This is a genomic window from Rahnella sp. RcJ3, from assembly GCF_009498575.1.
GTDB lineage: Bacteria > Pseudomonadota > Gammaproteobacteria > Enterobacterales > Enterobacteriaceae > Rahnella > Rahnella aceris.
Genome location: NZ_QSNX01000017.1, coordinates 25,812 through 38,971, shown reverse-complemented (window position 1 = coordinate 38,971; position 13,160 = coordinate 25,812). Strand labels below are relative to the sequence as shown.

The 13,160-nt window shown below is 55.4% G+C and carries 12 protein-coding genes; 3 read left to right on the top strand and 9 right to left on the bottom strand.

Features of this window, described 5'->3' with window-relative positions:
• Window positions 1-12 precede the first annotated feature (12 nt).
• From aroQ to dapF, 5 genes are all read right to left on the bottom strand, one after another.
• Entirely contained in the window at window positions 13-453 is a 441-nt protein-coding gene (aroQ, locus tag DXU84_RS19620) for a type II 3-dehydroquinate dehydratase (RefSeq protein WP_015690079.1), read from the bottom strand.
• Window positions 454-469: 16 nt separating this feature from the next.
• Window positions 470-1,303, bottom strand: a complete 834-nt coding sequence (locus DXU84_RS19615; protein WP_153376533.1) for an amidohydrolase — start codon at window positions 1,301-1,303, stop codon at window positions 470-472.
• Entirely contained in the window at window positions 1,300-2,562 is a 1,263-nt protein-coding gene (locus DXU84_RS19610) for a gallate dioxygenase (protein WP_153376532.1), read from the bottom strand. Before DXU84_RS19610 ends, DXU84_RS19615 begins: the two co-directional genes overlap by 4 nt.
• 105 nt (window positions 2,563-2,667) lie before the next feature.
• On the bottom strand, window positions 2,668-4,047 hold the full coding sequence (locus DXU84_RS19605) for an aromatic acid/H+ symport family MFS transporter (RefSeq protein WP_013575966.1): 1,380 nt from the start codon (window positions 4,045-4,047) through the stop codon (window positions 2,668-2,670).
• Between the two features lie 322 nt (window positions 4,048-4,369).
• Window positions 4,370-5,209 (bottom strand): diaminopimelate epimerase, encoded by an 840-nt coding sequence (gene dapF, locus DXU84_RS19600; protein WP_015690076.1) that lies wholly within the window; start codon window positions 5,207-5,209, stop codon window positions 4,370-4,372.
• 101 nt (window positions 5,210-5,310) lie between these two features.
• Between dapF and DXU84_RS19595 the strand changes: the two genes are divergently transcribed.
• Window positions 5,311-5,880: a GNAT family N-acetyltransferase gene (locus DXU84_RS19595; RefSeq protein ID WP_153376531.1), complete on the top strand. Its 570-nt coding sequence runs from the start codon at window positions 5,311-5,313 to the stop codon at window positions 5,878-5,880.
• Window positions 5,881-6,054: 174 nt separating this feature from the next.
• Here the strand turns inward: DXU84_RS19595 and DXU84_RS19590 are convergent, their stop codons facing one another.
• The 4 genes from DXU84_RS19590 to DXU84_RS19575 are packed head-to-tail and all read right to left on the bottom strand — an operon-like array spanning window position 6,055 to window position 10,339.
• On the bottom strand, window positions 6,055-6,984 hold the full coding sequence (locus DXU84_RS19590) for an ROK family protein (protein ID WP_112152534.1): 930 nt from the start codon (window positions 6,982-6,984) through the stop codon (window positions 6,055-6,057).
• The gene (locus DXU84_RS19585) at window positions 6,981-7,847 is read right to left on the bottom strand and encodes an ABC transporter permease (protein WP_121019210.1); all 867 of its coding nucleotides are present in this window, start codon (window positions 7,845-7,847) and stop codon (window positions 6,981-6,983) included. Before DXU84_RS19585 ends, DXU84_RS19590 begins: the two co-directional genes overlap by 4 nt.
• Window positions 7,847-8,767 (bottom strand): ABC transporter permease, encoded by a 921-nt coding sequence (locus DXU84_RS19580; protein ID WP_013575961.1) that lies wholly within the window; start codon window positions 8,765-8,767, stop codon window positions 7,847-7,849. The genes DXU84_RS19585 and DXU84_RS19580 overlap by 1 nt, the downstream gene beginning before the upstream one ends.
• A 27-nt stretch (window positions 8,768-8,794) precedes the next feature.
• Window positions 8,795-10,339 (bottom strand): ABC transporter substrate-binding protein, encoded by a 1,545-nt coding sequence (locus DXU84_RS19575; RefSeq protein WP_013575960.1) that lies wholly within the window; start codon window positions 10,337-10,339, stop codon window positions 8,795-8,797.
• 235 nt (window positions 10,340-10,574) lie between these two features.
• On the opposite strand from DXU84_RS19575, the gene DXU84_RS19570 reads away from it, so the two are divergent.
• Together DXU84_RS19570 and DXU84_RS19565 are read left to right on the top strand one after the other, a co-directional pair.
• The gene (locus tag DXU84_RS19570; RefSeq protein ID WP_013575959.1) at window positions 10,575-11,714 is read left to right on the top strand and encodes an ROK family transcriptional regulator; all 1,140 of its coding nucleotides are present in this window, start codon (window positions 10,575-10,577) and stop codon (window positions 11,712-11,714) included.
• A gap of 12 nt (window positions 11,715-11,726) precedes the next feature.
• Entirely contained in the window at window positions 11,727-13,160 is a 1,434-nt protein-coding gene (locus DXU84_RS19565; protein ID WP_013575958.1) for a M81 family metallopeptidase, read from the top strand.

Sequence of the window (13,160 nt, the reverse complement as noted above, 5' to 3'; positions counted from 1 at the left end):
CAAAAATCTGCTTTATTTATTCAGATTCACCACAGCCTGTCTGATCGCATATTCATAGCCCTGAATGCCAAAACCGCAGATTACGCCGACGGCAACGTCGGAAAGGAATGAATGGTGGCGGAAGGCGTCGCGTTTATGCACGTTGGTGATATGCACTTCGTACAGCGGCAGGCTGACGGCGGTCACGGCGTCGCGGATGGCGACGGACGTGTGCGTCCACGCAGCGGCGTTGAGCACAATCGCGTCCACTTTGCCACGGCATGCCTGAATGCGGTCAATCAGATCTCCTTCGTGATTGGTCTGGAAGAATTCGATTTTTGCGCCGCAGTTTTCGCCAGTCTGATGACAAAGCTTTTCGATGGTCGCCAGCGTGTCGTGACCGTAGGTTTCCGGTTCACGGGTGCCCAGTAAATTGAGATTCGGGCCGTTGAATACGGCAATGTTGTAGTTCATCAGTGTCTGCCTTTTTTCAGTAATCCGTAAATCCAAACAAATCTTTCGGGGTCTGCCACAAAATCTGCTGGCGGATCTTTTCATCAGGAAATAATTGTCCGACCAGCATCAGTAACGTACCGAGATCCATCCGGTGCTCCGCCCGCAGGAACGGCCAGTCGGAACCCCACATGCAATGCTCCGCGCCGAAGGCATCCAGCAGGGCGTGCTGGTAGGCGTGCCCGTCCTGATACGGGAAAGGCTGACGGCTGAATTTCGCTAAGCCTGAGAGTTTTACCCAGGCTCTTTGCTGGTCAGCGAGGCTGAGCAGTGCCTGAAAAGCCGGTTGTTGCAGCCCCTGCGTGACGTCAGGTCGCCCGGAGTGATCAATCAGCAGCCGTGCGCGGGTACGGTTAATCAGCGGCAACAATGCCAGAAGCTGATCGTTTTGCACCTGAATGGCGGCGAACATATCCAGTTCGGCAAGACGCCCCATCAGGCCGTCGAGATGCAAAAACGGCTCCGTGCCGAGCATCGCGACGTTCATGGCAATTCCGACCACACCGGCATTTTTCAGGTTTACAAGCCGCTCAATGCCGATGTCAAACGGCACCACGGCAATGCCTTTGAAGCGCCCGTTGCCTTTTGCCAGCGCATCCAGCAGACACGCACTGTCGGTGTTATATCCCGAGGTCGGGCCGACAATCAGCGAGTGGCGGATGTTGTACGCCTGCATCACGGCACGGTAATACTCGGTGGTGCCAATCTCGTGACCTTCCGGACGATACGGCGTGTCCGGAAGGTACGGAAAGCGCGCCGGATCAAACACGTGGTGATGGGTGTCGATCTTGGGTTGCTCAAAAATTGTCATGCTTTCGCTTTACCTGCTACTGAATAGAGAACTTGCTGATTGCGGGTTTTCTGGAATTCTTCCAGCGATTCGCCCCGCATCGCGGAATAAATATGTAAGTTGGACACACCGACTACCGCGCCGAGTTTTTCCAGCAGAAAGAAACTGACGCCGTAATGGATCATGCCGCGCCAGTCGAGTTCGCGCAGCAGTTGCTGTTCCTCGTCCGTCAGCTTGTTTTCGGTAAACAGCGCATGTTGATCGATAAGAAAACGTTCACGCCATGCAGGCTGGATCAGACGGTGCAGGAAACGGTTGATGCGCAACGCTTTCAGACTGCGTGCCTGGGTGAACGGATAGGTGCCCGGCAGCTTTTCAACGCCCGCCATTTGTTGCGCGATTTTGTCACGCTGGCGCTGTTGCACATCATACGGTGCTTCACGCGACTGATTTTCGAGGATCAGCGTGGCGATACCGGTCATCGACGGCAGGTAATAAGCCTGATGCAGTTTCTTCACATTGGCTGACAGCGCACCACGCATCACCAGCCACATGATCACTTCCGCGCCTTCCATGCCGCCCAGCGTGGCGAATTCGGCCAGCGTCATTTCGGTCAGACGTTCCGGGTCGTTGACGATCATATCGACAAACTGCTCATCCCAGTCCGGGTTGTTAAACCCGCAGCGTTCGCCGTGAACCTGATGCGACACGCCGCCGGTGGCGACAATCGCCACGTTTAAATCTTCCGGGAAACTTTCAATCGCACGGCGCAGCGCCTGACCGAGTTTGTAGCAGCGGCGGGCGGTGGGAATAGGGAACTGTAATACGCCGATTTGCAGCGGAACGATTTGTGTCGGCCAGCCGCCTTCATGCGGGAGAAGGGCGGAAAGCGGCGAGAACAAACCGTGATCCAACGGCTTATCCTGGAAGAACGACATATCGAATTCATCCGCCATCAGGCTGGCACCGATATGCTGAGACAGCGCCGCATGGCCTTTGACCGCAGGCAGGTCACGCGGGCCGCCGCCTTCATCGGCCACTTCATACTGCTCGTCGATACCTAACGTAAAGGCGGAATAGTGATCGAAGAAGAACGAGGTCACGTGGTCGTTGAAAATGTAGACCAGCACGTCCGGTTTTTTCTCATCCAGCCATTTTTGCATCGGCGCAAAGCTCTCGAAAATCGGCACCCAGGCGCTTTCTTCCTGCTTGTTATGGTCAACCGCAAAACCGATGGTCGGGGTATGTGAAACTGCTAAACCGCCTATGATTTTCGCCATCTTAAATCCTCAATACTTTTTGTAGGGTAACTGCGACACGCACGTCGCGCCGCATTATTTATGGTGATGAATATGTTTCTAATTATCAGGTGGCTAATCCGGAGACTAGCGGATATTCATGGTGCGCGACAACTCCGGGATGTCAGTAATATCAACGCCTTTGATCATCTCGGCCGGGTGCGCCGCGCGGTGTAAAAGAATGCTCAGCCCCGCCAGCAACGCAGGCAGCGCCAGAATAATAAAGATCATGTTTTGGCCGGAGAAAACGCCCAGCAGAACGCCGCCCATCGATGAGCTGATAATCGCGCCGCTGCGGCCGATACCGTGCATCCAGCAGACGCCGGTGGCACGCATTTCGGTCGGATAGAAGGCCGGAGAAAACGCCTGCAAACCGGTCTGTGCGCCGTTAATACACACACCGCTGATGAACACCAGCAGGGCGAGAATATCCGGGCCAAAGTTGCCAATACCTTGCGACAGCAGGCTGACCACGCCCATCATGTAGAAACCCGCAATGACACGTTTGGCGGTGAATCTGTCCATCAGCCCGCCGACCATCAGGCCGCCGAAAGTGCCGCCCAACTGGAACAAACCGGCGACGATAGCCGCGCGTTCCAGCGAGAAACCGCCGTTACGCATAATGGTTGGCAACCAGCCGTTGAGCAGATAAATCACGAACAGGCCCATGAAGTAAGTGACCCACAACACCATCGTGCCTTTGGCGTAGCCGTTGGTGAAAAGCTGGAATACTTTGGCCTTTTTCTGGATAACCGGTGCCTTGAGCACAAATTTGGTTCCTTCGCTGAAAACACCCCCGGCGCGGGTCAGCACTTTGGCAATTTTTTCTTTCGCGACGTTACGCACCACCATGTACATGGCGGATTCCGGCAGGATCCACAGCAGTAACGGCAGCATCAGCAGCGGCAAAATCCCACCGGCAAAAATTACTGCTTTCCAGCCAAAGTGCGGCAACAGACCGGCCGCGACAAATCCCCCCGCGCCGGAACCGACGTTAAAGCCGCTGTACATCACAGTGATCATCAGGCTGCGGCGGCGTTCGGGCATGTATTCCGACACCAGCGTCACGGTATTAGGCATGACCGCGCCTAAGCCGAGACCGGTGAGAAAACGCAGGATTGCCATTTCCATCGGCGTGCGGGCAAAGGTACTCAGCAGACTGAACAGGGCAAAACACAGAATCGACCACATCAGCACCCGCTTGCGGCCAAAGCGATCCGCGTTCGGTCCGGCAATCAGCGCGCCGATCGCCACGCCAAACATGGCGGCACCCAGGATCGGCCCCATTTCCGCACGGCTGATGCCCCAGTCTTCGATCAGCGCCGGGGCGATAAAGCCCATCACCGCGGCGTCATAACCGTCGAACATGATGATGATGAAACACAGTGACAAAACCACCCATTGATATTTCGATATCGGGCGTTCATCTATCCACGTTTTCACATCCACGATGGTGTTGTTGCTCATAGGGTACGCTCTCTGTTTTTTTTATTAATATGTGATCGGATTAAAACTTTGAACAAAATTTCACTGACCGGTTAAGCACAGAAAACGGCCGTGAGAGGTTTTTATAAGTGTTATTTTATTTATTAAACAGTAAGTTGGTTATCAATTGTTGTGTTTCCTGATAACCAACTTAGGGGCTGCAAAGCATGCTGTCTGCCATAAAATCATTATGCAGGTATGAGTTTTATTTATAGGGGGTGTACGGAAAGAGCGGCAGACAGGCTGCCGTCAGGAGAGTTTCATGCAAGGGAAGTGAGTCGGGAACGTCCAGCAGGCCAGAATGCTATGCCGGCATATCCCGGAAGCAGTCGTTATCGAGGGTAATTATGGCGATTTTCTGCACCGGGCCACGCATGTTGACCTGAAAGTCGCCGCTGAAACTGATGGCGAGTTTTCCGCCCGGCATCTGTACCGTGACATGGTCATCCACCAGCCCGAGTTTGCGCATCGCGCTGGCTGCCGCGCAACTGCTGCTGCCGGAAGCCAGCGTATAACCCGCGCCGCGCTCCCAGATACCGATGCTGATATTATTGCGATCAAGGACTTGCGCGAACTGCACGTTGGTACGTTTCGGGAAAATCGCCAGCGTTTCAATCTCTGAGCCGAGTTGCTTTACTAAATCCAGATCCAGTTTGTCCACCCGGATCACGCAGTGCGGATTGCCCATGGATACCAGCGTCGCACTGAGATTATGCCCGCCCGCGACGATGGGTAGCGCGAGAGCTTCATCGCCTTCTACACTGGCGGGTAAAGCGGCTGGCGAGAATTTTGCCTGCCCCATATCCACGATCACCTGATGGGCGCCGTCGGTGACTTCGCAACGTACTTGCCCGCCCGGTGTATTCACCAGAAACGGCTCATGCGCGACGCGGCCAATATCAAACAGATAACGGGCGTAAATACGCAGACCGTTGCCGCTTTTCTCAGCTTCTGAACCGTCAGGATTGATAATACGCAGGGAGGGGATATCTGCATCGTCATTGTCGATCAGCAAACCGTCGGAACCGATGCCGTAATGACGATCGCAGATGCGCCGGATTTGCTGGTTACTGAGCAGGGCGGCGACGCGGTGATGGCAGACCAGATAATCGTTACCCAGTCCGTGATAGCGGTGAAAAATCATAATGGCAGCTCCGGAATTATTTATTATTGTTATAAATATCATTAACAGGAAATACCAGAATTTACTTTTAACCCATGTCTGCCATAAAAAAGGAGTTGTTTATGCAGTCTTTTACCGTCCCCGTTGCATCGCCGCCGCTGGCTATCACCACATCGCGACTGATTTTGCGCCAGTGGCAGGATAAAGATTTTGAACCTTTTGCCGCCATGAACGCTGATCCGCAGGTGATGGAATTTTTCCCGTCAGTGCTGGGCCGTGAAAAAAGTGATGAAATGGCGATCCGCTGTCGGGATTTGATCACTGAACGTGGGTGGGGGATCTGGGTGGTTGAGTTACGTGAAACCGGCGAGTTTATGGGCTTCGTCGGGTTGCATACACCGGGATATAACCTGCCGTTCAACCCGTGCGTTGAAGTCGGCTGGCGTTTACGGGCGGATGCGTGGGGACAGGGTTTTTGCACCGAAGCTGCCCGCGCTGCGCTGGATGCCGGGTTTATTCAGCTAGGGCTCAACGAAATTGTGGCATTTACAGCGCTGCCGAATGTCCGCTCACAGGCAGTGATGAAAAAGCTGGGAATGGTGTGCGATCCCGAAGAGAACTTCATGCATCCGGTGATTGAGGAAGGGCACTGGTTGCGGGAACATTGTTTGTATCGGCTAAAACGGGTCTGACTCCCTCCCCTGCGAAGGGGAGGGTTGGGGTGGGGTATTAAAGATAAATCAGTGGGATACGTGACCACGCAGGCCTTTGTTTCAATACTTAAAACCCCCTCCCTGCCTCCCCCTTCGCAGGGGGAGGAGTTGAAACCAAAACTGTACGGCCATTGCAGGGAAAGGATCAAACAACTAACTCTGCATCCTCCCCAGTACCGATGCCCCCACTAATCCGCCGTCGGTCAAAAATTTCCCCGGTATCAGCAACGGTTCTGCATAAGTGTGCAGCACCCCCCCGCGTACTTTCACATCCAGTGCGGCGATAAGTTCTTTTGCCGAGGCCAGCCCGCCGCCCGCGACGATACGGGAAGGGCCGAGGATGTTGACCAGCAGCGCCAGCGGTTCGGCGACCAGTTCCAGCCAGGCATTCACGGTCAGCGAACAGTCGGGATGCCCGTTCAGCCAGCCGGTGACAATCTCCAGACTGGTATTTTGCTGGCTGTGAAAATGCTGATGCAAACGTTCCATGCCACGCGCACCGCCGAGCATATCGAGGCAGCCAGTCTGGCCGCAGCCACATTTCAGGCGCGGAACGGCGTATTTTTTGTTGTCAATCGTCAGTTCCGTGCGGGTAATCGCCCCGTGTCCCCATTCGCCGGTGACGCCGCCGTGACCGCGGACGAGCTGGCCGTTGATCACCAGTCCTCCGCCGACGCCGGTACCTAAAATAATCGCCGCCACGACGGACTGATGTTGTGCGTTACCGGCATGGGCTTCAGCGAGGGCAAAACAATCTGCATCGTTGGCGGCGGTGACCGGGCGGTCCAGCGCAGCACTGAGATCTTGCGCCAGAGAATGTCCGGTGAACGCGGGAATGTTGGTGGCCAGCATTTCGCCGGTTTGGGGGGAGACCAGCCCGGCGGTGGAAATCGCCAGTGGTGTGCCAGCCGGTAAATCAGCACCATACGTGTCGATCAGATTTTGCATGGCGTTAACGAAATCATTCCATGAGGCAACGGGTGTCGGCACTTTGCCGCATTCTTCCACTTCGCCGGAATAACGTGAAACACCAAATTTAATAAATGAACCGCCGATATCGGCGCAAAAAACTGCAGAACTCATGAGCGTGTGTCCAGTAAATCTCGCAGTCCGTCGCCCAGTACGTTAAAACCAAGCACGGTCAGCATAATGGCCAGACCGGGGAACAGCGAAAGGTAGATATTAATGCCGAGGAAGTTCCGGCCATCGCTCATCATGGTACCCCATTCCGGCATCGGCGGCTGCACGCCAAGCCCCAGAAATGACAGGCTGGCAGCGGCGAGAATCACTGTGCCGGCAGTCAGCGTCGATTGCACGATAATCGGCCCGATGGCATTGCGCAAAATGTAATGCACGATAATACGGTAATTTGATAAACCCAGCGCCTGCGCGGCTTCCACGTATTCCATCTGCTTTAAACCGAGCGTCAGGTTACGGCTGAGGCGTGCATATACCGGAATGGCAAACAATGAAATCGCGATCAGCAAGTTCACCAGCCCGCCGCCGAGAATACTGACCACCAGAATGGCCAGCACGATGCCCGGAAAAGCAAACAGCATGTCCATAAACCACATGATGATCATGTCGGTATAACGGCCCGCCATGCCGGCGATAATTCCCAGCGGAATGCCGATAATCATTGCCAGCCCGACGCTCAGTACCACTTCGATAATCGAAATCCGCGCACCATAAATCACTCTGGCGAAGATATCGCGGCCATAATCATCCGTACCGAACCAGTGACTTGCATTCGGAGAAAGCAGGGTATCAATCAGGTCTTGTGCGTAAGGATCGTGACGGGTGATCAATGGCGCAAACAAGCCCATCAGCACGATCAGGCTGACAATAAATCCCCCGAGAGCCACGGCCGGATGACGCCATAACCAGCGGAACAACCGCAACGTGCGCGGTTTGCGACGGGGTAATTGCGTGATAATGGCAGACATTAATCGAACCTTATTTTTGGATTCAGGAAAGCAATCAGTAATTCACCGAGCAGGTTCATTACCACCACGCCGCAGACGGCGACCAGCGCCACGCCCTGAATGACCGGATAATCGCGATAACGCACGGAATCCACCAGCAGGCGACCAATGCCCGGCCAGTTAAACACGGATTCGGTGACGACTGCGCCGCCAATCAGGCTGCCGAAATTGAGCGCCACAATAGTGACAATCGGGATCAGCGCATTGCGAAACGCATGGCTGCAATACACGGTAGTGGCGGACAAACCTTTGGCGCGCGCGGTGCGGATATAATCTTCCGACAAGACATCCAGCATGCTGGAACGCGTCATGCGCGCCATCACCGCCATGGGTAAAACCGCCAGCGTCACGGAAGGCAGAATGTAGCTTTTCCATGATGTCGCGCCGAGCAGCGGCAGCCAGCCGAGATTGACCGAAAAAGTATTCATTGCCATCAGCCCCAGCCAGAAGTTGGCGATGGACGCGCCGGCAATCGCCAGTAACATCACGCCAAAATCCGGCCAGCGGTTGCGGTAAACCGCGCCTATCATGCCCGCCGGAACGCCAACCGCTACAGCCAGAAAGTACGCCAGCACCGCCAGCATCAGGGTATACGGCATTCGTTCCCCGATTTCCTGCGTGACCGGCTGCTGCGACTGTAGCGAGATGCCGAGATTGCCATGCAACACATCACCGGCAAAATGCAGATACTGCGTCACCAGCGGCTGATCCAGCCCGAGACGAACGCGCATGGCATCGACCGCTTCCTGCGTCGCTTCAGGCCCGGCCATCAGACGCGCCGGATCGCCCGGCAGCGCGCGGATGGACACAAAAATCAGCATCGACACCCCGATCAGGATGACCGGGAAGGCGATGAGCTTTTTGGCAAGATAGGCTTTCATGGCTATTTTCCACTGTAGATACTGCGGTTATTTTTTCTGTGCATCTTTCACCACAATTTGTCCACCCGGGATCATCGTGACGCCTGAAATATTCGTGCCGGTAGCGTACAAATCATTCTGGTAATACAACAGCACCTGCGGTGCCTGCTGGTTAATTTCTTTCTGGGCGTCAACGTAAATCGCGTTGCGGGTGTTTTCATCCAGCGTTGAGGCGGCTTTGTCTAACATGTCGTCCAGTTTCGGGTCACTGAAGAAGCCCAGATTTGCGCCGCCGGGTGCGAAGCTTTTGCTGTAATACAGCGGACGGAGTTGCAGATCTGCGCCGTTGGCGCCGGAAGACCAGGAAGCCAGCACCGCACCGGTGTTATCGGCTTTTTTACCGGCCTGATCGGCAAACGCGGCTTTAGTCCACACGCCGCTTTCCATGATCCGCACGTCAAGTTTCACGCCGATTTTCGCCCACATGCTTTGCAGCACCTGACCGATACGGGCATCCTGGCCCTGTACGGCAATCGACATCGTGAAACCGTCAGCCACACCGGCTTCTTTGAGCAGGGCTTTGGCTTTTGCCAGATCCAGCGGATACGGATTCAGTGTTTTGTCATAACCGGCGGTCACCGGTGCCAGCGGGGAATTCGCCGGTTGTGCGAAACCGGACATGATGGCGCGCACCAGTCCGTCGCGGTCGGTGGCATAGTTCAGTGCCTGACGGACGCGGACGTCACTCAGGGGTTTAAGGTCGGTATTCAGCGCAACCCAGAACACGGCGGCACCCGGGCTTTCATGCAAACTGAATTTAGGATTATTTTTCAGTACGCGGGCAAATTGTGGCGGCACAGGGTTGATGACGTCGGTTTCACCCGCCTGCAACGCCATGTTCATGACCGAAGGCTCAGCGCTCCAGGTCCATTTAATGTCGTCCGGCCCGGCGGCTTTATCACCCCAGTAACCCGGATATTTTTCTTCCAGCACGAATTCGCCGGTTTTGTACTGCACCATTTTGTACGGGCCGGTGCCGACCGCTTTGCTGTCCAGCGTACCGGTTTTATCCGCTGCAGGGCTGACCATCAGACAGGCGCCGGTAGTCAGTAAATTCAGGAAGGCGGGATAGGGTTTTTTCAGTTTGAAGACAACGGTGGAATCGTCGGTTTTGGTGACGCTGTCAAGGAAAGTACGCAGACGTCCGCTGGCGGCCAGCCCGCGTTTGGTATCGAGATGGCGGGCAAAGTTGGCGACAACAGCGTCAGCGTTAAACGGTGTACCGTCGTGGAAAGTGACGCCACTGCGCAGTTTGAAGGTCCACACCAGCCCGCTTTCATCGCTGCTCCACGAAGTCGCCAGCGCCGCTTCCGGTTTGAGTTGCGGCGACATGCGCAGCAGACCTTCATACATTGGATCCAGTACCGTGCCGGTAAAGGTCGCGGTCTGGTTGCCCGGATCCATACTGCGCGGCGCTTCGTTTTGCATCACGTTCAGCGTGGCGGCAAACACCGGCAGCGAAAACGCGGCGAGAAGGGCGCTGCTCAGCAGCGTTAACGGTAAGGGACGCCGGATATAACGGGTAATCTTCATGTTCTGCCCTCTGCGTGAAAAATCGGATTAAGTGGCTCTGGCTCAGTCTGCCGGTTGAGTAAAACGCCGGTTTTAATGACAGTTTGTTTTAACAAAGAGATTTAACAAATAGTTCATATGAAATACTTATATCGGAACATTTAGTTTAATTTGTGAACTAATTGGCATTGATATATCCATTTCTACCGTTTAATGTCAATGCAGATGAGCGAAAACTGAGAGCGCCAAAACGAATATGCTAACAACTTTGCAACGTCAGATTTTGGGCGCAGTGAATGCCGCAGGCGGTTTAAGCCGTACCGAACTGGCGCAGTCCTCAGGAATGAGTAAAGCGGCTATCGGCGGCGTGGTACGCGAGATGATCGAGGCCGGTTTTCTGCATGAGGCAGAAACGGTGCCGGGCAGCGGACAGGGGAGACCGTCGGTACGTCTGGTCGTGCATCCTGACGGCGCGTGGTTTGCCGGTGTTTCTTTGCTGCAAAATCCGGCGCAAATGGCCCTGATCAATCTGCATGGCGAAATACTTTCGCGGGTGTCTTTTGCTGCTGATGCGGATCCGCAACAACTGGCAGCCAATATCGCCAGCGCCTTACCGGCGTTACTCGAGCCTCATCCCGAGGCGGCAAAAAAGCTGGTCGGGCTGGGCGTGACGCTATCGGGTCTTATTGATGAGCATCAGTCAACCTGCGTGCAGTCGGCGTTGCTGGGCTGGCGGGATGTGCCGCTGGCCAGGCTGATTTCGCAGGCGACAGGCATGGACGTGGCTATTGAAAATGACGCCAAAGCGCTGGCGGTAAGCGAGAAAAGTTTTGGTCAGGCGCGTGATCTGAGCAGCTTTACGCTGGTCAGCCACGGGGCGGGGATTGGCAGCGCGCATTTCATCGCCGGGCAATTGCATCGTGGTTTACACGGCGGTGCAGGGGAGATCGCGCACTGCACGCTGGAGCTGAACGGTTCACCATGCCGCTGCGGCAAGCGCGGTTGTCTCGACACGCTGGCCTCCCTCAATGCTATTGCGGAAATGGCCAAAGCTGAAGGGCTGGATGCTTCCACGATCGGCGGGCTGGAACAACTGGCGATGCAGGGCCAGACGGCGGCAATCCGTATTTTGCACCGTGCCGGTTCTGCGCTGGGCCTGGCGATATCGCATCTGATTCAAATCAATGACCCGGACCTGATCCTGATTGCCCATCAGGATGCCGATTTTTCCGGGCTGTTCGGCACGGTTGTACATCAGTCTGTTGAAGCCAATGTGTTGCCGGGCAACGCCGGTAAAACACCGGTTCGTACTTTTACCCTAAACGACGACACCTGGGCGCGCGCGGCGGCGAGTATAGCCGCACACCGCTTTCTGGTTGGTCTGAAGCCTGTCTGAGGAATGAGCAACATGCGTATAGCGGTCAGCGGTATCCATATTGAATGCAGCACTTACAATCCGGTGCTTAACGAGGAAAAGGATTTCACCGTCGTGCGTGATGCGCAGTTACTGGCATCACCGCGCTTTCGTTTTTTGCAGGACTATCCTGCGACGTTTTTACCGACAATTCACGCCCGTGCTATTGCCGGTGGTCCGGTAGCGCGTGCGACGTACGATAAATTCAAAGCGGAAATGCTGGCGGGTCTGGAGGCGCGAAAACCGTTCGACGGTTTGTATCTGGCGATGCACGGCGCGATGTATGTTGAAGGGCTGGAGGATGCCGAAGGTGACTGGATTGCCGCGGCGCGTAAAGCCGTCGGGCCGGATTGCCCGATCAGCGTCAGTTATGATCTGCACGGCAACGTGTCACAACGCATTATTGACGCCATTGATATGTTTTCGACCTACCGCACTGCGCCGCATATTGATGTGGAGGAAACCATGCGCCGTTCTGTCGCGATGCTGGTAAAGCATCTGCAAACCGGCGTAAAACCGACGCTGCTGTGGGTGCCGGTACCGGTGGTGTTACCCGGCGAGCGCACCAGTACGGAAGATGAACCGGCGAAAAGTTTGTACGCCCGTTTGCCGGAAATGGATGAAGTTGACGGCGTGTGGGACAGCTCACTGATGGTGGGTTATGTGTGGGCGGATGAGCCGCGTGCGACGGCGGCGGTGATCATGACCGGCACCGACCGTACTGTGCTGGAACAGCAGGCCACTCAACTGGCACAGGCTTACTGGGACGCACGGGAAGATTTTGTGTTTGGCTGCGAAACCGACACCGTTGAGGCCTGTGTGAAAAAAGCGATTGCCAGTGAAACGCGGCCGGTGGTGCTGGCGGATTCCGGCGATAATCCGACAGGTGGCGGTGTCGGTGACCGCGCGGATGTGTTGCAGGAACTGATCAAACAGTATGCGCAGAATACCATTGTGGCCGGGATTGCCGATGCGCCGGCAACCGATGCGGCATTCAATGCTGGTGTCGGGTCAATACTGACGCTGACACTTGGCGCGTCGCTCGATCATTCCAGCCCGCAGGTGAAAGGTGAATTTGAAGTCGTCTTTCTGCTTGACGCACTTGCACCGTCTGACCGTCAGGCCGTGCTGCGCATTGGCGGAATTGATGTGGTGGTGTCGGCGCGCCGCCGCCCGTATCACAACATCAGCGACTTTACCGTGCTGGAACTGGATCCGCATACCGCAGACATTGTTGTCGTGAAATCCGGCTATCTGTCACCGGAACTGGCACCGATTGCCAGCCCGAACCTGATGGCGCTGTCGAATGGCGTGGTCGATCAGTTTGTCGAACGCCTGCCACGCCATCGCAAACCGCGTAAAACGTTCCCGTTTGACCGTGACTTCAGCTACGTGCCGCAGGTGCAGCTTTCCTCCAGGAGCAAATGA

Excerpts from the sequence above, each read along its gene's own strand:
- aroQ (WP_015690079.1), bottom strand. The coding sequence starts at position 453 with ATGAACTACAACATTGCCGTATTCAACGGCCCGAATCTCAATTTACTG.
- DXU84_RS19615 (WP_153376533.1), bottom strand. The coding sequence starts at position 1,303 with ATGACAATTTTTGAGCAACCCAAGATCGACACCCATCACCACGTGTTT.
- DXU84_RS19610 (WP_153376532.1), bottom strand. The coding sequence starts at position 2,562 with ATGGCGAAAATCATAGGCGGTTTAGCAGTTTCACATACCCCGACCATC.
- DXU84_RS19605 (WP_013575966.1), bottom strand. The coding sequence starts at position 4,047 with ATGAGCAACAACACCATCGTGGATGTGAAAACGTGGATAGATGAACGC.
- dapF (WP_015690076.1), bottom strand. The coding sequence starts at position 5,209 with ATGATTTTTCACCGCTATCACGGACTGGGTAACGATTATCTGGTCTGC.
- DXU84_RS19595 (WP_153376531.1), top strand. The coding sequence starts at position 5,311 with ATGCAGTCTTTTACCGTCCCCGTTGCATCGCCGCCGCTGGCTATCACC.
- DXU84_RS19590 (WP_112152534.1), bottom strand. The coding sequence starts at position 6,984 with ATGAGTTCTGCAGTTTTTTGCGCCGATATCGGCGGTTCATTTATTAAA.
- DXU84_RS19585 (WP_121019210.1), bottom strand. The coding sequence starts at position 7,847 with ATGTCTGCCATTATCACGCAATTACCCCGTCGCAAACCGCGCACGTTG.
- DXU84_RS19580 (WP_013575961.1), bottom strand. The coding sequence starts at position 8,767 with ATGAAAGCCTATCTTGCCAAAAAGCTCATCGCCTTCCCGGTCATCCTG.
- DXU84_RS19575 (WP_013575960.1), bottom strand. The coding sequence starts at position 10,339 with ATGAAGATTACCCGTTATATCCGGCGTCCCTTACCGTTAACGCTGCTG.
- DXU84_RS19570 (WP_013575959.1), top strand. The coding sequence starts at position 10,575 with ATGCTAACAACTTTGCAACGTCAGATTTTGGGCGCAGTGAATGCCGCA.
- DXU84_RS19565 (WP_013575958.1), top strand. The coding sequence starts at position 11,727 with ATGCGTATAGCGGTCAGCGGTATCCATATTGAATGCAGCACTTACAAT.